21 protein-coding genes are annotated in these 22,448 nt (G+C 76.4%); 11 read left to right on the forward strand and 10 right to left on the reverse strand.

Annotation, left to right across the window (positions count from 1 at the left end):
* Nucleotides 1-20: 20 nt before the first annotated feature.
* From IE305_RS09300 to IE305_RS09320, 5 genes are all read right to left on the reverse strand, one after another.
* Nucleotides 21-4,688, reverse strand: a complete 4,668-nt coding sequence (locus IE305_RS09300) for a coiled-coil domain-containing protein (RefSeq protein ID WP_190129029.1) — start codon at nucleotides 4,686-4,688, stop codon at nucleotides 21-23.
* A gap of 47 nt (nucleotides 4,689-4,735) precedes the next feature.
* On the reverse strand, nucleotides 4,736-5,644 hold the full coding sequence (locus IE305_RS09305; RefSeq protein WP_373311550.1) for a hypothetical protein: 909 nt from the start codon (nucleotides 5,642-5,644) through the stop codon (nucleotides 4,736-4,738).
* 70 nt (nucleotides 5,645-5,714) lie between these two features.
* Complete coding sequence (locus IE305_RS09310; protein ID WP_190129030.1) at nucleotides 5,715-7,241, reverse strand: hypothetical protein; 1,527 nt, start codon at nucleotides 7,239-7,241, stop codon at nucleotides 5,715-5,717.
* Nucleotides 7,242-7,290: 49 nt separating this feature from the next.
* Entirely contained in the window at nucleotides 7,291-8,259 is a 969-nt protein-coding gene (locus IE305_RS09315) for a DUF979 domain-containing protein (protein WP_190129031.1), read from the reverse strand.
* Nucleotides 8,256-8,978: a DUF969 domain-containing protein gene (locus IE305_RS09320; protein ID WP_190129032.1), complete on the reverse strand. Its 723-nt coding sequence runs from the start codon at nucleotides 8,976-8,978 to the stop codon at nucleotides 8,256-8,258. Before IE305_RS09320 ends, IE305_RS09315 begins: the two co-directional genes overlap by 4 nt.
* 144 nt (nucleotides 8,979-9,122) lie before the next feature.
* Here IE305_RS09320 and IE305_RS09325 point away from each other — a divergent pair, with 144 nt between their 5' ends.
* From IE305_RS09325 to IE305_RS09340, 4 genes are read left to right on the forward strand one after another with little or no spacing between them, the layout of a single operon-like run.
* Nucleotides 9,123-9,767 (forward strand): GntR family transcriptional regulator, encoded by a 645-nt coding sequence (locus tag IE305_RS09325; protein WP_190129033.1) that lies wholly within the window; start codon nucleotides 9,123-9,125, stop codon nucleotides 9,765-9,767.
* Entirely contained in the window at nucleotides 9,764-10,549 is a 786-nt protein-coding gene (locus IE305_RS09330) for a LamB/YcsF family protein (RefSeq protein ID WP_229890762.1), read from the forward strand. Before IE305_RS09325 ends, IE305_RS09330 begins: the two co-directional genes overlap by 4 nt.
* Nucleotides 10,546-11,187 carry a 5-oxoprolinase subunit B family protein gene (locus tag IE305_RS09335; RefSeq protein ID WP_229890764.1) on the forward strand — a complete coding sequence of 214 codons (642 nt, stop codon included), beginning with the start codon at nucleotides 10,546-10,548 and terminating at the stop codon, nucleotides 11,185-11,187. The genes IE305_RS09330 and IE305_RS09335 overlap by 4 nt, the downstream gene beginning before the upstream one ends.
* Nucleotides 11,184-12,044: a 5-oxoprolinase subunit C family protein gene (locus IE305_RS09340; RefSeq protein ID WP_373311551.1), complete on the forward strand. Its 861-nt coding sequence runs from the start codon at nucleotides 11,184-11,186 to the stop codon at nucleotides 12,042-12,044. The genes IE305_RS09335 and IE305_RS09340 overlap by 4 nt, the downstream gene beginning before the upstream one ends.
* A gap of 24 nt (nucleotides 12,045-12,068) precedes the next feature.
* Here IE305_RS09340 and IE305_RS33445 read toward each other — a convergent pair whose 3' ends face one another.
* Entirely contained in the window at nucleotides 12,069-12,203 is a 135-nt protein-coding gene (locus IE305_RS33445) for a hypothetical protein (RefSeq protein WP_268255894.1), read from the reverse strand.
* A gap of 178 nt (nucleotides 12,204-12,381) precedes the next feature.
* On the opposite strand from IE305_RS33445, the gene IE305_RS09345 reads away from it, so the two are divergent.
* Nucleotides 12,382-12,873, forward strand: a complete 492-nt coding sequence (locus tag IE305_RS09345) for an SPW repeat protein (RefSeq protein WP_190129036.1) — start codon at nucleotides 12,382-12,384, stop codon at nucleotides 12,871-12,873.
* Nucleotides 12,874-12,936: 63 nt separating this feature from the next.
* On the opposite strand, the gene IE305_RS09350 is transcribed toward IE305_RS09345, so the two are convergent.
* Nucleotides 12,937-13,137, reverse strand: a complete 201-nt coding sequence (locus tag IE305_RS09350; protein WP_190129037.1) for a hypothetical protein — start codon at nucleotides 13,135-13,137, stop codon at nucleotides 12,937-12,939.
* Nucleotides 13,138-13,329: 192 nt separating this feature from the next.
* Between IE305_RS09350 and IE305_RS09355 the strand changes: the two genes are divergently transcribed.
* Complete coding sequence (locus IE305_RS09355) at nucleotides 13,330-14,736, forward strand: cytochrome P450 (RefSeq protein WP_190129038.1); 1,407 nt, start codon at nucleotides 13,330-13,332, stop codon at nucleotides 14,734-14,736.
* A gap of 286 nt (nucleotides 14,737-15,022) precedes the next feature.
* On the opposite strand, the gene IE305_RS09360 is transcribed toward IE305_RS09355, so the two are convergent.
* The gene (locus IE305_RS09360; protein ID WP_190129039.1) at nucleotides 15,023-15,349 is read right to left on the reverse strand and encodes a hypothetical protein; all 327 of its coding nucleotides are present in this window, start codon (nucleotides 15,347-15,349) and stop codon (nucleotides 15,023-15,025) included.
* A gap of 86 nt (nucleotides 15,350-15,435) precedes the next feature.
* On the opposite strand from IE305_RS09360, the gene IE305_RS09365 reads away from it, so the two are divergent.
* On the forward strand, nucleotides 15,436-16,995 hold the full coding sequence (locus IE305_RS09365) for an ATP-dependent DNA ligase (RefSeq protein WP_190129040.1): 1,560 nt from the start codon (nucleotides 15,436-15,438) through the stop codon (nucleotides 16,993-16,995).
* Nucleotides 16,996-17,012: 17 nt separating this feature from the next.
* On the opposite strand, the gene IE305_RS09370 is transcribed toward IE305_RS09365, so the two are convergent.
* A complete protein-coding gene (locus IE305_RS09370; RefSeq protein WP_190129041.1) occupies nucleotides 17,013-17,462 on the reverse strand; it encodes an ankyrin repeat domain-containing protein in 450 nt (149 codons plus the stop codon).
* A 103-nt stretch (nucleotides 17,463-17,565) separates the two neighbouring features.
* Between IE305_RS09370 and IE305_RS09375 the strand changes: the two genes are divergently transcribed.
* On the forward strand, nucleotides 17,566-17,760 hold the full coding sequence (locus IE305_RS09375) for a hypothetical protein (RefSeq protein ID WP_190129042.1): 195 nt from the start codon (nucleotides 17,566-17,568) through the stop codon (nucleotides 17,758-17,760).
* A 74-nt stretch (nucleotides 17,761-17,834) separates the two neighbouring features.
* Nucleotides 17,835-19,358 carry a hypothetical protein gene (locus tag IE305_RS09380; protein WP_190129043.1) on the forward strand — a complete coding sequence of 508 codons (1,524 nt, stop codon included), beginning with the start codon at nucleotides 17,835-17,837 and terminating at the stop codon, nucleotides 19,356-19,358.
* A 7-nt stretch (nucleotides 19,359-19,365) separates the two neighbouring features.
* Here the strand turns inward: IE305_RS09380 and IE305_RS09385 are convergent, their stop codons facing one another.
* Nucleotides 19,366-20,871 carry an SCO1417 family PLP biosynthesis transcription factor gene (locus tag IE305_RS09385; protein WP_190129044.1) on the reverse strand — a complete coding sequence of 502 codons (1,506 nt, stop codon included), beginning with the start codon at nucleotides 20,869-20,871 and terminating at the stop codon, nucleotides 19,366-19,368.
* Between the two features lie 121 nt (nucleotides 20,872-20,992).
* On the opposite strand from IE305_RS09385, the gene yczE reads away from it, so the two are divergent.
* Both yczE and IE305_RS09395 read left to right on the forward strand, forming a co-directional pair.
* Nucleotides 20,993-21,721: a membrane protein YczE gene (gene yczE, locus IE305_RS09390; protein WP_229890766.1), complete on the forward strand. Its 729-nt coding sequence runs from the start codon at nucleotides 20,993-20,995 to the stop codon at nucleotides 21,719-21,721.
* Between the two features lie 257 nt (nucleotides 21,722-21,978).
* Nucleotides 21,979-22,353: an RNA polymerase-binding protein RbpA gene (locus tag IE305_RS09395; RefSeq protein ID WP_190129045.1), complete on the forward strand. Its 375-nt coding sequence runs from the start codon at nucleotides 21,979-21,981 to the stop codon at nucleotides 22,351-22,353.
* Nucleotides 22,354-22,448: the final 95 nt, after the last annotated feature.

Consider the following 22,448-nt stretch of genomic DNA (forward strand, 5'->3'; position numbering starts at 1 on the left):
ACGGGCCCGTACGCCCCGCGCTAGACGGCGGCGGGGCGGCCGGCGGGCTCCTCGGCGGGGCGGCGGAACATGCGCGTGGCGGTGATCTCGCCGTGCACCTGCTCGGTGGCCTCGGGGTCGGTCTGCGGCAGGCCGGGCCGCAGGTGCTCCTCGACGCTGATGTACTTCAGGCCCGCCCGCAGGTCCGCGTCGTTGCGCAACCGGATGACCAGCGGGAACTCGGCCAGCGCGGTGGTGTCGAAGAGACCGGTGGTGTAGAGCAGCTGGACGCCCAGCGCGTCGGCCACGGCGCGCTGGAGCTCCAGCAGGTAGGTGGCGTTGGCGCGGCCGATGGGGTTGTCGAGGAACAGCGTGCCGGCGTGGCGCTGCTTGTCGCGTCCGCGGTCGTTGCTGCGCAGCGCGGCCATGGTGCAGTACAGCGCGATGGCGGCGGTGAGCAGCTGGCCGCCGGAGAAGACGTCGCCCATCTGGCCGACGGGGACGCGCTCGGCGCGCAGCACGGCGTCGGGCTTGAGGATCTCCACGGCCACGCCGCGCGGCTGGAGGGCGGCGCGGACGCCGCGCAGCAGCAGGGACATGCCGTCGCGGCGCAGGTCGGAGTTCTTCTTGACGGCGGAGCGGGTGGCCTCGTCGATGACCTCGCCGAGCCGCTCGGTGAGGGTGCTCTGGTCGGGGTCCTCGAAGCGGATGCGCAGGAACTCCTGGCCGGACCACTCGCCCAGCCCCTCGGGCAGGCGGGAGAGGCGCTGGGCGGAGCGCAGGGTGGTCAGCGAGGACTCGACGAGGCCGCGCAGCCGGTCGACGATGCTGTCGCGGTTGCGCTCCAGCTGGTCGAGTTCGTCGGTGAGGACGCGCAGCCGGGGTGCGAAGGCCTCGGCCCAGGCGGCGGCGTGCTCGGGCAGTGCGGCGGCGGGCAGTTCGCGGATCTGCTGCCGGGCCGGGGTGCGGACGAGCTCGTAGCGGGTGGAGTTGGCGTGCCGGACGAGGACGTCGCCGGCCTCGCGCACGGCGGCGTCGGCGGCGGACAGGTCGGCGGCGCAGCCGCGCAGGGAGCGGCGGGCCTCGGCGGCGGCCTGCCGGGCCTCCTCCAGCGTCCCGGAGAACGGCTCGGCCTCCTCGGCCTCCTCCTCGGGGGTGTTGTCGCGCAGCAGGTCGCGCAGGAGGGCGGCGGTGTCGTCGAAGCCGGTGGCCGCGTCCTCGGCGGCGCGGTGGGCGCGCAGCAGGTCGGCGTGGGCGGTGCGGGCCTGCTCCAGGGCGTCGGTGCGGGCGGCCAGTTCGGTGGTGGCGCCGCGCAGCAGCTCCTTGGCCCGGTCGGCGTCGGCGGGCACCAGCTCGTCGGGCAGCTCGGTGTGGTGCTCGCCCTCGGCGGGGGCCAGCCGTTCGGCCTCGCCGCGCAGCCGGCCCAGCTGCTCGCTGGCGGCCGAGATGCGGCTCTCCAGCATCTGGACGAGGGCTTCGGCGCGGGCGGCGGCGGCCTGGCGGGAGGGCCCGTCGGCGCCGTCGGTGCCCTCCAGCAGCTGGGCGGCGCGGGTGCGGACCTTGTTGGTGAGGCGGTCGAGTTCGGCGCGGGCGGCGGACTCGTCGCTCTCGGCGCGTGCCTGCTCGGCGCGCAGGTCGGCGCCGACGCCCACCTTCTCGTACAGCTGGGAGGCGGCGCGGTAGGCCTCGCGGAGTGCGGGCAGGGAGGCGGTGGGGGCCTCGGTGCCGCCGGTGACGTCGTCGGGGGCGCCGGCGATCTCGGCGCGCTCGGCACGCAGGGCGCGGGCGGTGCGGCGGGCGTCGTCGGCGGCGCGCTGGGCGGCGCGGCGGTCCTCGTCGGCGGCGCGGGCCCGGTCGACGCAGACGGCGGCGCGTTCCTCGGCCTCGGCGGCCTCCTCGGCCAGTTCGCGGAGCCGGCTCTGCCAGTTGGCGCGTTCGCGGAGCCGGTGGGCGAGGCCGGCGAGGGCGTCGGCGACGCGGCGGGCGCGCTGGGCGGTCTCCTGCCGCTCGTCGCGGACCCGGGCGGTCTCGGTGGCGGTCTCCTCGGCCTCGGCGCGGGCGGTACGGGCCTCCGCCAGCGCCTCGCGGGCGGCGTCGGCGGCCGTCCGGGCGTGCTCGGCCGCGGCGGCCAGTTCGGCGAGGCGCCCGGCGGGGCAGCCGGCCCGCCAGGACGTGAGGCGGGCGGCGAGGGTGCGGTCGGCGGCGAGCCGGGCCGCCACCGCGCGGATCTCGGCGTCGCGGGCCGCGGCCCGCTCGCGCAGGGCGTGCCGTTCCTCGTCGGCGGCCCGCTCGTCGTGCATGGCCGGGTTCGGCGGCACGAGGAAGACGTCCGTCTCGCCGTCGGTCCGCTCGGGGGCGGGTGCGAGCAGGGCGGCGGCGGTGCCGACGGCCACGGCGGAGCGCGGCAGCAGGGAGGCGGCGGCGAGCGCCTCGCGGGCGCGGGCGTGGGACCCGGCGTCGGTGATGACGACGCCGTCCACCAGCTCGGGGCGCGCGGCCAGCACGTCGGCGTGCCGGGCGGGGTCGACGGACTGGGCGAGGTAGCGCCAGCCCGGCAGGGCGGGGATGCCGTGCTCGCCGAGGAACTCGACGGCGGCCAGCACGTCGGCGCTGGGCGGCAGCAGGCCGCCGTCGCCCAGGGCGCCGAGGATGCGGGAGTCGTCGGCGGCCGCGGTGCGCAGCTCGAAGAGCTGCCGTTCGGCGGTGGCGACGTTGTCGTCGAGCAGTTCGCACAGCGCGTCGGCGTTGCGGTCGAGTTCCTCGGCGGTCAGCGGGCCGGAGGCGGCGCGGCGCGCGCCGTTCTGCGGGGTGCCGGTGGTGTCGTCGGCGGTGCGCTGGCGCGGCAGGTCGCCGGCGGTGTCCGGGCCGGGCAGGCCGAGGAGTTCGACGAGGCGCTGCTCGGCGCCGATGGCCTCGGCGGCGCGTCGCTCCGCGTCGTACGCGGAGCCGGCCGCGGTGGCGGCGTCGGCGGCGCGGGCGGCGGCGAGTTCGGCGCGGCTCTCGGCGGCGGCGGCCTCCTTGGCGCGTTCGGCGGCGGCACGGGCCGCCTCCCGGGCGGTCTCGTACGCGGCGACGGCGGGCTTCTCGGCGTCGCTGGCGGCGAGCGCGGCGCGGGCCGGGTCGGCGTCGGGGCCGCTCGCGTCGATCCAGCCGGCGCGGACGGCCTCCTCGGTCTCCTGCTCGACCTCGGCGAGGCGCTGGCGCAGGTGCTCGGCCTCGCTGCGGGCGCGCTGCGCGTCGGTGGCGGCGGCGGTGGCGTCGCGGTGCGCGGCCTCGCCGGCCTCCTGGAGGGCGGCGGAGCGCTCCTCCTGCTCGTTGGCGACCCGCTCGCCCTCCTCGGCGGCGGCGTTGAGGGCGCGGACGAGGGCGGCGGCGGCCTGGGCGCGGGCGGCCAGGGCGGGGGCGGCGTCCCGTTCGGCCTCGTGGATGGCGGCGGCCACGCGGGCCGAGCGGTCGGCGGCGGCGCGGTGCCGCAGCACGGTCTCGGCGGCCTGCCAGGCGGCGTGCAGGGTACGGGCGTCGTTGAGCTCGCGGCGCTGGGCGGCGGCGGCCTTCTCCGCGGCGGCCAGCGCCAGGGAGGCATGGCGGTAGGCGAGTTCGGCGGCGATGAGGGAGCTGCGGCCGCGGGCGGTCTCCGCGTCGGTGACGGCGTGCGCGGCGGCGGCGACCTGCCCGGCCAGCTCCGCGGCCCGGCCGCGCTCCAGGGCGCCACGGGCGGAGAGGCCGCGGGCGAGGGTGCGGGTGCGGCGTTCGGCACCGGCGTGCACGCCGCGGGCCTGGTGGCGCCGGTCGGCGGCGTCGGCGATGCGCTGGAGGAGATCGAGGGAGCCGGCGGTGAAGTCGCGTTCGGCCTGGAGCTCGGCGCGGCGGCCGAGCTTGTGGGCGAAGCCGTGCACGAGGTCGGCGAGGCCGTCGGTGTCGCGGGTGTCGGTGACGGCGCGCAGCAGCAGGTCGGTGAAGTCGGAGTCGTTCTTGACGGCGAACAGGCCGGCGGCCTCGCCCTCGTCGGCGTTCATCTCGCGCTGGTAGCGGAACAGCTCGGGGTCGAGCCCGAGTTCGCCGAGGTGCTCGTTCCAGCGTTCGTGGATCTCCTCCCACACCACGTCGAGGTGCGGGTAGTTCTTGCCGGCGTCGGTGAGGGCGTCGCGGAAGCCCTTCATGGTGCGGCGGCGGCCGCGGGCGCCGGAGGCGCCGTCGGCGCGGGGGCGCATCGCGGAGGACTCGGCGACGGGCAGCGAGTCGAGGCTCATGCCGGGGCCGGGGCGGAAGGAGTACCAGGCCTCGGCGAACTTGCGCGGGTCGTTGGAGACCTGGCGGCCGCGCCACTCGCTGACCTTGCCCACGACGACGGTCTCGCCGGTGAGGACGTGCTGCCACTCCAGGGCGACGTGGCCGCAGTCGTCGGCGAGCAGGAACTTGCGGAGCACGCCGGAGCTGGCGCCGCCGAGGGTGTTGCGGTGGCCCGGCAGCATCACCGAGAAGATCAGCTTGAGCAGGACGGACTTGCCGCCGCCGTTCTCCAGGAAGAGCACGCCGGCCGGGGCGGGGCGGCGCGGCGGCCCGACGGGCTCCTCCTCGAAGAACTCCGCCTGCGCGGGTGCGGGCGTGGGCACGGGGGCGCCCACTCCGCGCAGGTCCAGCACGGTGTCGGCGTAGCGCGCGCCGGCGGGCCCGATGGAGTAGAGGCGGACCCGGGACAGCTCGTACATGGCGGCGGCTCTCGTTGCTCGGTGGTTCGGGGGTGGGCAGGGGGATCTCAGGAGTGGAAGGGCAGGCCGGCGTCGGCGACGAGGTCCAGGTCGTCGCTGTCGTCGGGCGGCAGGAGGGTGGCGCTGCCGTCGCCGACCGGTACGACGCCCAGTTCCAGCAGCTCGGCCATGGCGGCGCTGCCGGCCATGTCGCGGACCTGGAGCTGGTAGCGGGGGGTGGTGCGGTAGGTGCCGCCGGCGTCGTCGCCGGTGCGCTGGAGGAAGCCGGAGTCGACGAGGAAGGTGACGGCCTTGGCGACGATGCCGGTGGTGGAGCCGGCCAGGCGGCGGGCGTCCTTGGTGGCGCCGGTGGCGCTGCGGCGCGCGTAGACCCGCCAGGCGGCCTCCAGGCCGGGCGCGCCGCTGGTGGGGTCGGTGTTCTCGCCCTGTTCGGCGGCGCGTTCCTCCAGGCGGCGGCAGGCCTGGCGGACGAAGGCGTCGACGCCGTTGACGGTGACGCGGCCGATGTAGCCGTCGTCGGCGAGGTCGTCGGGCCGGGGGAAGGCGAGGGCGGCCACGGCGAGGTGGGCGAGGCCGTGCAGGAAGCGGTCGCCGGAGTCGGCGGTGGCGCGACGCGCGTAGTCGCCCATGCGGACGGCGAAGACGGAGTCCTCGGCGGCGGTGACGGCCATGCCGGCCCGGGTGGAGACCTCCAGGACGACGAGGCCCAGGCCGGCGGCGACGGCGTCGGTGAGCCGGGCGAAGGCGGGGTCGTCGCGGTGCCGGCGCAGCAGCTCGGTGTACTCGGTGTCGCGGGCGGGCTGCAGCTTGGGCTGGAGCCCGAACGCGACGAGGCGGGCGGCGTCGGCGGCGTCGGCGGGCGTGACGGTGCCGGTGCCGCTCGCGGCCCGGGGTTCGCCGGTCTCGCCGGTGCCGGCGGTCTCGCCGTCCAGGGCCTCGGCGTCGTACTCGGTCACGGTTGCTGCTCCTGCGGGGTGTTGCACGGGAGGTGGGGGTGGTGGCGGGTGGGGTGGCGCCGGGCGGCGGTCACGATCCCTCCTGGCGGTCCGCCGCCATGCCGGCCGCGTCCAGGAGGGCCGTGCCGACGATGAGGTCGGCGCCGCCGAACTCCGGGTCGTCCAGCCGGGTGCCGTCGTCGACGGCGAAGAGCAGGGAGCGCTCGCCCTGGCGGTAGGCGGTGCCCACGGCCGGGCTCGCCGCGTGGACGGCGAGCAGCGCGACCAGGTACGGCAGGTCCGGGTCGCGGCGGCGGGCCTCGGCCAGCAGGCCGGACAGGCGGCGCGGCGCGTCCGGCGGCAGGGCCAGCAGCTCCATGGCGGTGGCCAGCTGTTCCTCGCTGAAGCGGCTGTCGTCCGGGGTCTCGACGAGGTCGGGCTCGGGCATCTCGGCGCCGAGGTGCTCGCGCTCGGCCGGCGGGGTCAGCAGCATCTCGACGAGGTCGGCGACGCGTACGGAGGCGGGGGTGCGCAGCCCGGTGCCGTGGGTGAAGAAGGCGTCGGTGACGCGCGTCGCCTGCTCCAGCGGCAGCGGCAGGACGGGCGCGAGGAGCTGCCCGTACAGGTCGAGGCCGGCGCGTGCGGAGGGGACCGCGAAGGCCTGGCGGTCCTGCTCGGCGCGGAACAGCGGCCCGGCCTCCAGGAGCCGCGACTGGAGCTGGGTGTGGCGGCGGATGCAGTCCTTGACGATGTCGACCAGCTCGGCGGCGCGCCGCTTGTGCTCGGGCTCCTCGGCCTCGTCGCGGGCCTTGCGGATGTTCGTGAGGATCGCGTTCTCGTGGCGGTAGCGCTCGGCGACGTGCTCCAGCGCCTCGGCGATCATGTCGGGGACGGTGCGCAGCCAGTCGACGGCGCGGACGTTGCGCCGGGTCGCGTCGAGCGTCTTGCGCAGCGTCTCGGCGTACTGGACGGTGCGGTAGCGGGCCTGCTCGGCGGCCAGCTGGGCGTCGGCGAGCCGGCCGCGGCTGATGAGCACCTCCAGCTTCACCTCGGCGGCGATCTGGGCGCTGGTGACGTCGGTGTCGAGGGCGCCGACGAGGACGTTGACGGCCTCGTCGGTGGTGCGCAGGAAGACGGTGCCGCCGGGGCCGGGGACCTCCTCGACGAGCTTGAAGTCGTAGTCGCGGCGCACGTAGACGCCGTCGGCGCCGAACGTGCCGTAGACGGCGCGGAAGCCGCGGTCGACGCTGCCGACGTTGATGAGGTTCTCCAGCACCCAGCGCGCGACGCGCTCGTGCTCGGCGGCGGGCCGCTCCGGCGCCTGGGCGGCGACGCGGGGCAGGAGCCTGGTGACTATCTGCTCGTGGTCGGCGCCCGTGTCGAAGTCCATGTTGAGCGTGACCAGGTCGATGGCGGCGAGGGCGACCTCGGCCATCGCGTAGACGCCGTACTCGCCCGCCAGGTTGGCCTTGCGCGCGTCCAGGTCGTGCAGCGGGGCGGTGCAGGCGAGCGCGCGCAGGCGCCGGGCCAGGCCCTCGTCGGCGGCCGGGCCCGGGGCAGGGCGCGTGGTAGGCCCGTTGAGCTGGGGCGGGACGGCCGCCGGGGCTGGAGATGTCACGTCGCACAGGGTAGGCGGTCGCCCGGACAACGGACGAAACGACTCCCCCTCAGACCGCAAAACCGGACATGATGGCGATATTGCAGGCAAGAAGGATCAAAGCGGTGGGAATCTGGGCCTTGATGGGCCCGTACTGGTCCTTCAGCTCCAGCAGTGCGGCGGGGACGAGGTTGTAGTTGGCGGCCATCGGCGTCACGAGGGTGCCGCAGAACCCGGCGAGCATGCCGACCGCGAGCACGGCCGCCGCGTTGCCGTGGAACTGCTCGACCAGCACCGGCCAGCCCACGGCCGCCGTCATGACGGGGAAGGCGGCGAAGCCGTTGCCCATGACGACGGTGAACAGGAACATGCCCACGCAGTAGACGACGACGGCCGCGAAGGCCGACCCCCCGGGCAGCACGGCCGTGGTGACGCGCCGGACCTGTTCGCCGACGCCGGCCACGGAGAAGATGGCCCCCAGCGTGGCGAGCAACTGCGGCAGCAGCATCGCCCAGCCCATCGACTCCAGCATCGAGCGCCCGGCGTGGAGCGGGGTGGCCAGGCTGCGCTCGCGCAGCATCACCATGCCCAGGACCAGGGCGACGAGCGACCCGATGCCCAGGCCGAGCACGGTCTCGCTGCCCTTCTGCAGCACCGGCTCCCCGCCCACGGACAGCCGCTTGACGCCCACCGCGCAGATCAGCGCCACGGCCGGGATCGTCAGGGCGGGCACGAACAGCCGGCCGCCGAAGCGCGCGGCGCCGGCCGCCCGCTGCTCGTCCGTCGCGACGCGGGCCCCGCCGCGGCCGGTGAACCCGAAGCCGGCGAGGCCGATCATGACGAGCACCGCCGCGCCCAGCGGTTCCGGCGGCGCACTCTTGTCGGCCACCCACGTGCCGTAGACGAAGCCCAGGCCCAGCAGGCCCCAGAACGCGGCGGTGCCGAAGCGCCGCGGGTTGGTGCGGTCGGTGAGCATCTGCCCGGCCATCACCAGGAAGACGCCGCCGACGAGCCAGAAGAACCACTCCGCCTTGATCACCGGACCGCCCCGTCCTTCGCGACACCGCCGGCGACGGCCGCCGTACGCTCCTGCGCCAGGTCCCGGGCCAGCGCGCGGTCCAGCCGCAGCAGCCGCCAGCCGTGCACCGCCAGCGCGCACAGCGCCGTCGGGACCGCCCACAGCGCGAGGTCCAGCGGCTCCAGGTGCGTGTGGTACGTCGTGTTGACGAACCCGGTGATCAGCAGGATGGAGCCGACGGCCAGGAAGACGTCCTCGCCGAAGAACAGGCCGACGTTGTCCGCACTGGCCGCGAACGACCGCACCTTCTCGCGCGCCCTGCCGGTCAGCGGGCCGTGCCGGCGCTCCGCCGCGCCCTCGGCCATGGGGGCGGCCAGCGGCCGCACCGTCTGGGCGTGCCCCAGCACGCCGTTGAGGCCCAGCGCCGCGGTGGCCTGGCGCAGCAGCAGGTAGAGGGCGAGGAAGCGCCCGGCGGTCAGCCCGGCGAAGCGGGTGACGAGCACGCGGGCCTGCTCCTGGAGGCCGTACCGCTCCAGCAGCCCGATGACCGGGAGCGTGATGGCGAAGACGGTCACCGCGCGGCTGTTGGCGAAGCCGGTGCCGAAGGCCGCGAGCACCTCCCGCGGGGAGAGCCCGCCGAGCAGGCCGGTGACGATGCCCGCCGCCCCCACGACCAGAAGGGGGTTGCGCCGTAACGCGAACCCCGCCACCACCACGGCCACACCCACCAGTACGAGCACGCGTCCGCCCCGCCTTCCTCGTCGTCTCCGGGGCGTCGCCCCGGGCGAGGAGGCTAGGATATTGTTGAACAATCCTCAATGGACAAGCAGGAAAAGCAAGTTCAGGCAGCACGTCCGGCGCCCCCACGACCTCCGGGAGAGGCCATGGCCCTGTCCACCGCGCAGCGCGCCGCCACGGCACTGCGCGACCGCATCCAGGCCGGCGTCCTGCCGCCCGGCAGCCGCCTGTCGGAGGAGGCGCTGGGCCGCGACCTCGGTGTCTCCCGCAACACGCTGCGCGAGGCGTTCCGGCTGCTGGCGCACGAGAGCCTCGTCGAACACCGCCTCAACCGCGGGGTGTTCGTCCGCGTCCTGGACGCCGACGACGTCCGCGACGTCTACCGCATGCGCGCCGTCCTGGAGGGCGCCGGCGTACGGGCAGCGGCCGGGGCACCCCCGGCGCTGCGCGCGGCCGTGGGCGCGGCGGTCGACGAGGCCGAGCGCGCCGCGGCCGCCGGCGACTGGCGCGAGGTCGGCTCGGCCGACCTGCGCTTCCACCGCGCCCTCGCGGCGCTCGCGGGCAGCGCCCGGGTCGACGCGGCCATGGACCGGCTGCTGGCCGAACTCCGCCTGGCCTTCCACACGATGCCCTCGCCGCGCCGCTTCCACGAGCCCTTCGTGGCCCGCAACCGGACGCTGGCCGGGCTGCTGGACGGGGGCGACGCGGCGGCCGCCGAGGCCGAACTGGCCGACTACCTGCGGCACGCCCTGCGACTCATACTCGACGCGATGCGGGAGGCAGACCGATGACCGACCCCTGGGCGGACCCCATGTCGGCCCCCGTTCTCGACCTCAACGCCGACCTCGGCGAGGGGTTCGGGCGCTGGCCGCTCACCGACGACGAGGCCCTGCTGTCCGTCGTCACCAGCGCCAACGTGGCCTGCGGCTTCCACGCCGGCGACCCCACCACCATGCGCTGGGTCTGCGAGCGCGCCGCCGAGCGGGGCGTGCGCATCGGCGCCCAGGTCTCGTACCGGGACCTGGCCGGCTTCGGCCGCCGCGCCATGGACGTGCCGCCGGACGAACTGGCCGACGAGATCACCTACCAGGTGGGCGCCCTGCGGGTGTTCGCCCAGGCCGCCGGCACCGACGTCGCCTACGTCAAGCCGCACGGCGCCCTGTACAACCGCGTTGTCACCGATGCCGAGCAGGCCGCCGCGGTGGTCTCCGGCGTGCTGCAGTCCGGCGGCCTGCCGGTGCTGGGCCTGCCCGGCTCCTGCCTGCTGGAGGCGGCCGCGCACGCCGGGCTGGCCGTGGTGACCGAGGCGTTCGCCGACCGCGCGTACACCGCCCACGGCACGCTCGTGCCGCGCCGCGAACCGGGCGCGCTGGTGCTCGACCCGGACGCCGTCATCGCCCGCTCGGTGCGCATGGCCTGCCTCGCGGCGGTCACGGCCGTCACCGGCGAGGAGGTGCCGATCCGCGCCCGCTCGCTGTGCGTGCACGGCGACAGCCCCGGCGCCGCGCTCCTCGCGCGCCGGGTGCGCGAGGGGCTGGAGTCCGCCGGCGTACGGATCGAGGCGTTCGCGTGACGGCGGCGGGCCGGGCGGCGCCGCGCGCCCTGCCGGTGGGGCGGCACGCCCTGCTGCTGGAGGTCGGCACCGCCGCCGAGGCCCAGGACCTGCACGCCGAGCTGCTGCGCCGCCGGGCCGCCGGCACGCTGCCGCCCGTACGGGAGATCGTGCCGGCCGCCCGGACCGTCCTGCTGGACGGGCTGGCCGACCCCTCCGCGCTCGCCGCGGACGTCGCACGGTGGGAGGTGCCGCCGCAGGCGGGCGCCGGGCACGCGCCCGTCCTCACCGTGCCGGTCCGCTACGACGGGGCCGACCTCGCCGACGTCGCCGCGCTGTGGGGCGTGGCCGAGGACGAGGTGGCGCGGGTGCACAGCGCGCTGGAGTTCCGGGTGGCGTTCTGCGGCTTCGCACCCGGCTTCGGCTACCTCACCGGGCTCCCCGAGCACCTGCACGTGCCGCGCCGGGCCACGCCCCGCACCGCCGTGCCGGCCGGCGCGGTCGCCCTGGCCGGCCCGTACACCGGTGTCTACCCCCGCTCCTCCCCCGGCGGCTGGCAGCTCATCGGGCGCACGGAGGCGGTGCTGTGGGACCCGGCGCGCGAGCCGGCGGCGCTGTTCGCGCCCGGCACGCGGGTGCGCTTCGAGGTGTGCGCGTGAGGTTCCTGACCGTCGTCCGGGCGGGTGCGCTCACCACCGTGCAGGACCTGGGCCGGCCCGGCCACGCCCATCTGGGCGTCCCCCGCTCGGGCGCCCTGGACCGGCCCGCGCACCGTCTGGCCAACCGCCTGGCCGGCAACCCGGAGGACCGCGCCACCCTGGAGACCACCGCGACCGGCTGCGCGCTCCGCGCGGAGACGGCCGTGACCGCCGCCGTGACCGGCGCGCCCTGCCCGGTACGGGTGGACGGGCGCCCCGCGGCGTGGGGCGCGCCGGTGCGGGTGCCCGCGGGGGCCGTGCTGGAGGTGGGGGCGGCGACCGCCGGGCTGCGCAGCTACGTGGCGTTCGCCGGGGGCGTGGCCGTGCCGCCGGTGCTGGGCAGCCGGTCCCACGACGTGCTCTCGGGGCTGGGGCCCGCGCCGCTGGCCGACGGGGCGCGGCTGCCGCTGGGCGCGCCGTGCGGCCCGGCGGGGGCGGTGGACGCCGTGCCGTGCGCCGCGCCGCCGGCGGAGCTGGTGCTGCCGGTGGTCCTCGGGCCGCGCGACGACTGGTTCACGCCGGGCGCGCTGCGGGTGCTGGCCGGGGGCGGGTTCACCGTGTCGGCCGCGGGCAACCGGGTGGGGCTGCGCATGGACGGGCCGGCCCTGGAACGGGCACGGGACGGCGAACTGCCCAGCGAGGGCGTGGTGCTGGGCGCCGTGCAGGTGCCGCCGGACGGGCGGCCCGTGGTGTTCCTGGCCGACCACCCCACCACCGGCGGTTACCCGGTGGCCGGCGTGGTGGCGGGGGCGGCCCTGGCCGCCGCGGCGCAGGCGGTGCCGGGCACGCCCGTGCGCTTCCTGCCGACGGCGGCCTGAGCGCCGGCCGGGTGCTCCGTGCCGTCAGTCGATGCCGCGGATGATGTGCGGCTCGGGATCGTCCTCGTCCAGGGTCTGCCCGGCGTGGCGGTCGGTCTGCTCCTCCACCGTCTCGCCCCGGCCCTGCGGCCGGCCCGTACGGCTCTCCGGTTCCTTCATGGGTCTCTCCTCCCCCCTGACGTACCGGTCTGACCCCTAAGCCTTCCCCGCCCGGACGCCCGATACGCCACGTCTCCGGACCAGGTGTCACTTCCTACCGCTATTAGGGTGAATTGCTACCCAAGTGGGTTAAAATGCAAGCAGGTCCGACTCTGCACACTGAAAGAAGGTGGCTGACGTGACCGCCCCTGCGTCATCCCGGATCGATCAGCACCCGGACATCCTGGCGCTCCGCGCCCACTCCGAGGAGACGACCGCGCGCCCCGCCGGTCAGGCCGCCGAGGCCCTCGCTCTCCTCTGCGGCGTCTACCTCGCCGCTTCGCCATGGATCGTCGGCTTCAACGTCGTGACCACCCTGGCGATCAACAACCTGATCACCGGTATCGCCTTCGCCTGCCTGGTCGGCGTGGGCGGCGTCGGAACCGCCTACGAACGGACCCACTCGATGAGCTGGGCCGCGATCGGGCTGGCCGTCTGGACGATCATCGCCCCGTGGGTCGTCTACGGCCACGCGGTGGTCGCGGCGTTCGCCACGCGCGCCCAGGTGAGCAACGTCGTCGTCGGCGTCGTGGCCTGCCTGACCGCGCTCGCCCTGGCGGCCATGGGCACCGTACGCGGCACCGGGACCACCGGTGGCGCCACCCGCCGCCGGACGCGCTCCGCGCGCTGACCCCGGCCCCTCCCGGGCCCTGCCGCCGCAACGGCGGCGGGGCCCTTTTCCGCCCCGGGCGGGCTACTGGCCGGCCGCCGGTGCCGGGTCCCCGGTCGTGGGTTCGTGCTCCCGCCCGGGGGCCGGCGAGCGGCCCCCGAGGCCGGGGCCGTCCCCGGTCACGGCCCAGCCCGCCGGGTCGTCGAGCGCCCGCCGGGCCCGCTTGCGCAGCTGCGAATCCATGTCCCGTCGAATACGTCGGATGATCTCATCCATGTCTGGCATGCGGGCGACGGTAGAACCCGGCGGGCGGGCGTACGGCGCAGGCCAGAGGGTATTCACCCGCGCGGATGAATCGTCAGGTGATCTTCGCGGACGGTGTCTTCCCGCCGTTCCGGCGGGCAATGCTCCCCCTCCGGCCGGCCCCGGTCCCCCGGCCCCGGCCCTCCCCCCGGAACCTCCCGCACGGAGCTGCCCATGACGCTGTCCCTGGAGACCCCGCGCCACCCGCTGGCGACCGCCCTGCCCGCGGCGTCACGCGGCGAGAACCTCCGGTTCCGCCTCGGATACCTCCTGCCGCAGTACCTGCGGGCCGCCCTCCGCACCCGTCCGTACGCCGCCCGCCTCGTGGACCGGCTCGACCCGGACCGGCGCGGCCTGGAGCAGATGCGCGAGCTGCGCGCCCGGCACGGCAGCGGCCCGGTGCTCGTCCGCGGCCTGCTGGGCCCCGCCCTGCTCGTGCTGGACGCCCAGGACGCCCGGAAGGTGCTGGACGGGCCCGTCGCGCTGTACGCCGTGGACACCCGGGAGAAGACCGCCGGGTACGCCGCTCTCCAGCCCGCGGCCCTGGCCGTCTCGCACGGCCGGCAGCGCACGGCGCGCCGGGCCTTCACCGACGCGGTACTGGAGGCGGGGGTGCCCGTGCACCGGCTGGGCGGGCACTTCCTGCGCGTCGCCGGCGAGGAGGCACGCGCGCTGCTCGGCCCCCGCGCGGAACAGGGGCTCACACCGGACGTGATCGGCGAGCGGGTCGAGCGGATGGGCCGGCGCTGCTTCCTGGGCGAGGCGGGCGCCGACGACGGCGAGCTGGCCCGGCTGCTCGGCGCCCTGCTGGCCGAGGCCGACCGGGCGCTCGGCCGGCCCTGGCGCCCGGCGCGGGCCCGCCGCCTGCGCCGCTCCCTGATGCGCCGTCAGGCCCGGTACGTGTGCGAGGCCGACCCGCGCAGCCTCACGGGCCTGTTCCGGCTCGCGCCCAAGGGACCCGAGACCTCGCCGGAGGCCCAGCTGACGTCCTGGCTCGCGGCCCTCGGCATCGTGCACACCACCGTCGTCCAGGCCCTGGCGCTGCTCGCCACCCACCCCGCGCAGCACCGGCTGGCCGCCGAGGAGGTGGCGACGGCGGACCGCTGCCAGGGCATGCGCACGGCCGCGGGCTACGAGGCGATGCCGTACGTGCGGGCGTGCGTGCTGGAGGCGGCGCGGCTGTGGCCCCCGGTGCCGGTGCAGACGCGGCGCACCACGGCGGAGACGTCGTGGCGGTCGGCGGTGGCGCCGGCCGGCACGGAGCTGCTGGTGCCGACCGCGTTCCACGCGCGGGACGAGGAGCGCCTGGACCACGCCCACCGGTTCGCGCCCGACGCGTGGCTGGACGGCTCGGCGGTGCGGCACCGGGCGGCGCACCCGTTCGGCGTGGGCGAGGCGCGGTGCAGCGGCTCGGAGCTGGCGCTGCTGCTGGCCACGGGGTTCGTGGCGGAGTTCCTGCGCGGGGGCGAACTGGCCGCCGCGGGAGTGCGGATGGGGCCGCGCCGGCCGCTGCCGGTGTCGTTCGACACCCGCCGGCTGCGGATCGGCTACCGGGCGTACCGCACCCACCGCGACGGCTGAGGGCGCCGCGGCGTCCGGCACCAGGGGGCACCGGCGGGCGGTGGCCGGGGGCGCCTCTGACGCCTGCGCCGAACCGTCGCCTACGTCCTGGGGCGTGTCCGGCGGATCTTCGTCACGCGCCACCACGGCGCCCCGTAAGGGGCGCGGGGAACTGCGCGATCGGCCGGCGACGGCCCGCAGCTGACACGCCACCCGGGCTCCGGGCCATCTGCGGGGCACGTCGTGGCTTGTCGCGCCCACGCGGCGGCAGCCGCAGATCGACACCGCCCCGCGCCCCTACGGGGCCCTAACGGCCCGCCGCTCCCTCCGCCGCCGGGGCCGTGGCGTACCAGCGGTCGCCGCGCAGTTCGGCCAGGCCCTGGCCCGCGAGGCCGTTGACGTGTTTGAGGACCGTGCGGGCCTGGTAGCCGACCGCGGCGCTCAGCTCCTCGACGGAGGCCCCGCCGGTGCCGAGGGCGCGCAGCCCTTCCCAGGTGCGGGCCTCGTGCCGGCCCAGGCGAGGGGCGGAGGCGGCGTGGACCACCGCGGTGCCGGGGCGGGGGCGGGGCGGGCCGGCGGGGCGCGGGGTGCGGTTGACCCGGCGGTGCCGGCGGCCCTTCTGGCGCTTGCTCATGACCGGACCCTTCCACGAAGTGTACGGAGGATCACCTTCCGTCACTCCATCTGCGGGGCCGGGCCGGGCGGGGCACGATGGAGGGCATGTTGCTGGCGGAGCTCGCACGGGTGTCCGGGGAGGTGGCCGCGACGAGCGCGCGGTCGCGGAAGGTGGAGCTGCTGGCGGGGCTGTTCCGGGACGCGCAGCCGGACGAGGCCCCCGTCGTCATCCCGTACCTGGCCGGGCGGTTGCCGCAGCGCCGGACCGGGGTGGGCTGGAGCACGCTGCGGGAGGCCCCGGCGCCGGCGGCGGAGCCCACGCTGACGGTGCGGGAGGTCGACCGGCGGCTGGGCGAGATCGCGGCGGTGTCCGGCAAGGGAGCGCAGGCGGAACGCAAGCGCCTGGTGGGGGTGTTGCTGGCGGCGGCCACGGCGGAGGAGCAGTTCTTCCTGTTCCGGCTGATCGGCGGGGAGCTGCGGCAGGGCGCCCTGGACGCGCTGGCCGTGGAGGGGCTGGCGGCGGCCGTGGGCGCGCCGCCGGAGGAGGTGCGGCGGGCGGTGATGCTCGGCGGCTCGCTGGGCGCGGTGGCGCGGGCGCTGCTGGCCGGGGGCCCGGCGGCACTGGCGGCGTTCCGGCTGGAGGTGGGGCGGCCGGTGCAGCCGATGCTGGCGCAGAGCGCCAAGGACCTGGACGAGGCGCTGGACCGGGCGGGGCCGTGCGCGGTGGAGGAGAAGCTGGACGGCATCCGCGTGCAGGTGCACCGGGAGGGCGCCCGGGTACGGGTGTTCACCCGCACGCTGGACGAGATCACCGAGCGGCTGCCCGAACTGACGGCGGTGGCGCTGGGTCTGCCGGTGTCCTCGGCGGTCCTCGACGGCGAGGTCATCGCGCTGGACGAGCACGGCCGGCCGCACGCGTTCCAGGACGTCGCCGGCCGGGTCGGCACCCGCCCCTCGGCGGCGGGCGGCGGGCCGGGCGCGGGGCTGCCGCTGTCGCCGGTGTTCTTCGACGTGCTGGCGGTGGACGGGCAGGAGCTGCTGGACCTGCCGACGGCGGAGCGGCACGCGGTGCTGGAGCGGGTGGTGCCGGGTCCCCTGCGGGTGCGGCGGCTGGCCGTGCCCGACCCGGCGGACGGGGCGGCGCGGGCGGCGGCGCGCGCGTTCGCCGACGACGTGCTGCGGCGCGGCCACGAGGGCGTGGTGGTCAAGGCGCTGGGCGCGCCGTACGCGGCGGGCCGGCGCGGGGCCGCGTGGCTGAAGGTGAAGCCGGTGCTGACGCTGGACCTGGTGGTGCTGGCGGCGGAGCGGGGGCACGGCCGGCGCAGCGGATGGCTGTCCAACCTGCACCTGGGGGCGCGGCGGCCGGACGGCACGTTCGCGATGCTGGGCAAGACCTTCAAGGGCATGACCGACGCGATGCTGGAGTGGCAGACCGGGCGGCTGCGCGAGCTGGCGGTGGCCGACGACGGCCACGTGGTGACGGTGCGTCCGGAGCTGGTCGTCGAGATCGCCTTCGACGGCCTGCAGCGGTCCACGCGCTATCCGGCGGGCGTGGCACTGCGGTTCGCCCGGGTGGTGCGGTACCGGGAGGACAAGCCGGCGGCCGAGGCCGACACGGTGGAGACCGTGCTGGCGCTCGGCCGCCGCGAGGCACCCCCGGAGTGACCCGGAGTGACGGAGCGTCACTTCGCGTCGGGGCCGGCCTCCGTACCGGTCCCGCCGCCCTGAAGCAGCTCCAGCAGGTCCTGGCGGGCGAACATGGCGGCGGTGTCCAGCGCCGAGGGCACGCCGGCGGCCGGGTCGGCGCCGTGGTCCACGAGGATGCGGACCACCTCGGTCTCGCCCTTGAACACGGCGCCCGCGAGCGGCGTCTGCCCCCGGTCGTTGGGCCGGTTCGCGTCGGCGCCCCGCTCCAGCAGCGCGGTGACGGTGGCGGGGTGGCCGTGGTAGGCGGCCAGCATCACGAGCGAGTCGCCGCGGTCGTTGGTGAGGTTGACCGGCACGCCCGCGTCCACGTAGGCGGCCAGGGTGTCGGTGTCGCCGTGGCGCGCGAGGTCGAAGACCTTGGCGGCGAGCTGGAGCACCTCCGGGTCGTGTGCGGGCTCGCTGGTCTCGGGAGTCGGCTCGGGCATGGTCGTCGATCCTCCGTACGGGTGTATCACCGGTTGCCGTATCACTGCGTTCTGTGAAGCTGGAGGGACCCATGGTGACCGCCCCCAGTTCCAGGAGATTCCCATGATCCTCTCCATCTCGGGCGTCGTTCTGCTCGGCATCGTCGTGTTCCTGTTTTTCCGCAAGGACGGCATGAAGGCCAGCCACGGGCTGGTGTGCTCGCTCTTCGGCTTCTACCTCTCGAGCACCGCGATCGCACCCAGCATCCGGGCGGGCGGGGCGAGCCTCGCCAGCCTGCTCGGCGGGATCCGGTTCTAGCCGCCCCGCCACGGGCCGGCACGCCCCACCCCCGGACACCACCCGGACACACCCCCGGACACCTGGAGGCCGACGTGGGCCGCCGAGGACTCCCCCGCACGCCCGCCGCCGGCGCCGCGTTTCCCGGCGGCCGGGAACTGGCGCAGACGGTCGCCGACAGCGCCCGGGACGTGCTCCACCCCCTGCTGGTCGTGGCGCGCGGGCTGCGCGTGCTGGCCGGTGCCGCGCGGCGGAAATGGGACCGCACGCCGCGGGACCGGCGCGGGCCCGCCCTGCTCCTGCTGGCCTCCTCCCTGGTCATCGTGGCGCTGCTGCCGTACGGGCCGACGCTGGGCTCGGCGGCGCTGCTGGCCGCCGGGGCGTGGGCCGGCCGGGAGCGGGACGGCGGGGGCGGCGCACGGGGGCGGCGGGACGCGCCCGCGGAGGAGGACGACGGCCGCCTCCAGGCGCTGTACGAGGCCCTCGTGCCGTACTTCTCCACGCCGGACGACCCGGCGCCGCTGTACGCGCACGGCGGCGACCGGAAGACGGTCTTCGAGCAGTACGAGGTGGACGAGCAGGGCCGTACGGCGCTGCTGCGGCTGCGCTACCCGGGCTGGTTCACCGACGGCGAGGAGGAGTCCCGCGCCCGGATCGAGCAGCTGCTCCAGCGGAAGGCGGGGCGCGGCCGGGAGTACCGGTTCGACTGGGACGAGGGGGCCAACCGGCTGACGCTGACGGCGCTGCCGCCGCTGCCCACCGACCTGGCGGCGCAGCCGTTCGTGACGGCGCCCGGCGAGACGGTGCTGGGCTTCACGGACCCGTCGGCGGTGCAGCGGATGCTGCCGGTGACGGACGGGGAGGGGGTGCGGGACGAGCCGCCGGTGGTGTGGCGCACGGGCCAGCGCTCCACCGAGCCGCACCTGCTGGTGCTGGGCCGGGCCGCCGCGGGCACCACGACGCTGCTCCGGTCGGTGCTGCTCCAGGCGCTCCAGCACGGCGACGCGGTGGTCGTGGACGGCGCGGGGACCGGCGAGTTCGCGTCGCTGGCGGGGCGGGAGGGGGTGCTGGCGGTGGAGTCGTCGGTGCCGGGCGCGCTGGCGACGCTGGAGTGGGCGGCCCGGGAGACCGAGCGGCGGCTGCTGGCGGCGGGCGGGGCACGGCGCGCCGGGCAACCGGTGCCGGACGACGTGCGGCGGCCGCTGTGGATCGTCGTGGACCGCCCGGCGGCCCTCGCCCACCTGGCCGCCGCGGAGGGCTGCCAGGACCCGGGCGCGCTGCTGGAGGTGCCGCTGCGGCACGGCGCGGCGGCACACGTGACGGTGGTGGCGGGCGAGCGGCTGGAGGGGGCGGGGCTGCTGGGCGGCGCGCTGGTGGCGCACACGGCGGCACGGGTGGTGCTGGGCGCGGTGCAGCCCGAGGAGGTCCGTGCGGTGCTGGGCGCCGCGCCGCTCACCACGCCCCCGGAGCACGTGCCACCCGGACGGGGGTACGCGCGCCTGGGCGCCGGCCCGGTGCTGCGGTTGCAGGTGCCGGCCGCGCCGGACCCGTACGACCTGGACACCTGCGAGGCGCACCGGCAGGCGGTGCTGGAGCTCCTGCCGGCGCGCATCGCCTAGGGCGGGCTCAGGCCACGTACGTGCGCGGTGTCTCGACGGCGGCCGTGGCGCCGCTGGCCACCAGGCGGGCCGCCTCCGCGAGGCGCGAGGCGGCCTCCTCGGCGACGGGGGGCGCGACCGTGAAGGGCAGGCGTACGTAGCCCTCGAACGCGCCGTCCACACCGAACCGGGGCCCGGACGGCACCCGTACGCCCAGCCGCTCCCCCGCCTCGGCGATCCGCGAGCCGGACAGGCCACCCGTGCGGGCCCACAGCGTGAGGCCGCCGCGGGGCACGGTGAAGTCCCAGTCGGGCAGGTGCCGCCGCACGGCGGCCACCACCGCGTCGCGGTTCTCCCGCGTCTGGGCCCGCCGCAGGGCGATGGCCTCGTGCCAGCCGCCGGTGGTCAGCAGCCAGGTGACGGCCAGCTGGTCGAGCACCGGCGTGCCCAGGTCGGCGTAGGCGCGGGCGGCGACCAGGCCGCGGATGACGTCGGGCGCGGCCCGCACCCAGCCGATGCGCAGCCCGGCCCAGAACGACTTGCTGGCGGAGCCGACGGTGATGACCGCGTTGCCCGCCGGGTCGAAGGCGCAGACGGGCCGCGGCAGCTCCAGCCCCGGTTCGAGGGCCAGTTCGGACATGGTCTCGTCGGCGACCAGCAGGGTGCCCGCGGCGCGGGCCGCCTCGACCAGCTCGCGGCGCTGCTCCTCGGGGGCCAGGGCGCCGGTGGGGTTGTGGAAGTCGGCGATGACGTACGCCATGCGGGGCGCGGCGTCGCGCAGCACCTGCCGCCAGGCGGGCAGGTCCCAGCCGGCGAGGTCGCGGGCCATGGCGACGGGCACCAGGCGGGCGCCGGCCTCGCGCATGAGCTGGAGCACGTTGGCGTAGGACGGGGACTCCACGGCGACGCGCTCGCCGCGCCCGGCCATGAGCCGGGAGATCGCCGCGACGGCGCCCATGGCGCCGGTGGTGACCATGATCTGCTCGGGCATCGTGGGCACGCCGCGCGCGGTGTAGCGGTCGGCGAGGGCCTGGCGGAGCGCGGGCAGCCCGGCGGGGTAGTCGCCGTGGGTGTGGGCGTAGGGCGGGAGCTCCTCCAGCGCGCCCTGCACGGCGCGGGTGAGCCAGGGCTCGGGCGCGATGGCCGCCGCGCAGCCGAGGTCGATCATCGATTCGCCGGCCTCGGGCGGCAGCGGGTCCAGGGCCCGGGTGGGCAGGGGGCTGCCGGCGGGCACGGCGGTCCAGCTGCCGGCGCCGCGCCGGGACTCCAGGAAGCCCTCGCCGCGCAGCGCCTCGTAGGCGGCGGCGACGGTGGTGCGGCTGACGGACAGGGCGGCGGCCAGCTCCCGCTCGGCGGGCAGCCTGGCGGCGACGGGCACGCGGCCCTCCAGGACGAGCAGCCGGATGCCGTCCGCGAGGGAGCGGTAGGCGGGCGTGCGGCGGCCGCCGAGGGGCGTGACCGTGCCGCGCCCGTGCTGGGAGCCGAGCAGCCGGGCGAGCTGCGGGGCACCCACGGATGAGGTCCACCGGGTCATGCGATCCAGTCCACCTTTCGGGAATTGGCCATGGATCTTTCCGTACTCCAGTCCACAGACTGTCATGCCAGGGGCCATTGGCACCACTGCACCATGACACCACCACCAGGGGAGGCTTTTCGTGTCCGGAACCGGGGGACCTTCGGAAGCACCGGAGGACCGAGGGGGGCGGCGGCTCGGCCGTCGCCTCGTGCAGCTGTACGTGGGGCTTGCCCTCTACGGGGTGAGCCTGGCGCTGAACCTGCGCGCGGGGCTCGGCCTGTCGCCGTGGGACGTGCTCAGTCAGGGCATCGTGCGGCACACGGGGCTGACGATGGGCACGGTGACGATCGCCGTCGGCGCGCTCGTGCTGCTGCTGTGGATACCGCTGCGGCAGCGGCCGGGCCTGGGCACGGTCTCCAACGTGGTGGTGGTCGGGCTGGCGGTGGACGCCGCGCTGGCCGTGGTGCCGCCGGCGCCGGGGTCACTGTGGGTGCGGGTGCCGCTGCTGGTGTTCGCGGTGGTGCTGTGCGGCGCGGCCACGGGGCTCTACATCACGCCACGCTTCGGGGCCGGCCCGCGCGACGGGCTGATGACGGGGCTGCACCAGCGGACGGGGCGGTCGGTGCGGGCCGTGCGGACCGCGATCGAGCTGACGGTGCTGGTGGCGGGTTTCGCCCTCGGCGGCTCGGTGGGCGTGGGCACGGTGATCTTCGCCCTGGCGATCGGCCCGCTGGCCCAGGTGTTCCTGCGGCTGTTCGGGGAACCTGCACGTCCGGCGCCGGAGGACAAGGGCGCCTCGCACGCCACGGGGGCACTTCCGGACGCTTCGTCCCCCACCTCTTCACGCGAAGTGCCGGACCCGGTGTAGGCCGCCCTCACGTGGGGGGGTAGTGTACGCCTTCGACCTACCGGGCGGACCGTTACTGCGCGTTCAAGCAGGGAAAACACAGGGTGACATCTGTTGCCAGATGTGACAAAACGGGCGCTGGTGGGTACAAAAAGGGGCGGCACGACGGGCGACGCATGTCCCTCAACGGGGAATCTTCACCGCCGACCGGACGTTGACCGGATGACGACGACAGCGACACCTGTCCTGTGGGCGACCAAGCCCGGGAGGCACGATTCATGAGTGAGCGAGCTCTCCGCGGCACGCGACTTGTGGTTACCAGCTACGAGACCGACCGCGGCATCGATCTGGCCCCGCGCCAGGCGGTGGAGTACGCATGCCCGAACGGCCATCGATTCGAGATGCCGTTCTCGGTGGAGGCGGAAATTCCGCCGGAGTGGGAGTGCAAGGCGTGCGGCGCCGTGGCGCTCCTGGTGGACGGCGACGGGCCGGAGGAGAAGAAGGCCAAGCCCGCGCGTACGCACTGGGACATGCTCATGGAGCGCCGGACGCGTGACGAGCTGGAGGAGGTCCTGGCCGAGCGGCTGGCGGTCCTGCGCTCCGGCGCGATGAACATCGCCGTGCACCCGCGGGACAGCCGCAAGTCCGCCTGACGCGGGACGCACAGCACCGAGCACCGACGAGGGCCGGGCCACCACGTGAAGTGGTGGCCCGGCCCTCGTCGTGTCGTCGTGCCGTCGTGTCCCGG

Source organism: Streptomyces mashuensis, from assembly GCF_014654785.1.
Taxonomy (GTDB): domain Bacteria; phylum Actinomycetota; class Actinomycetes; order Streptomycetales; family Streptomycetaceae; genus Streptomyces; species Streptomyces mashuensis.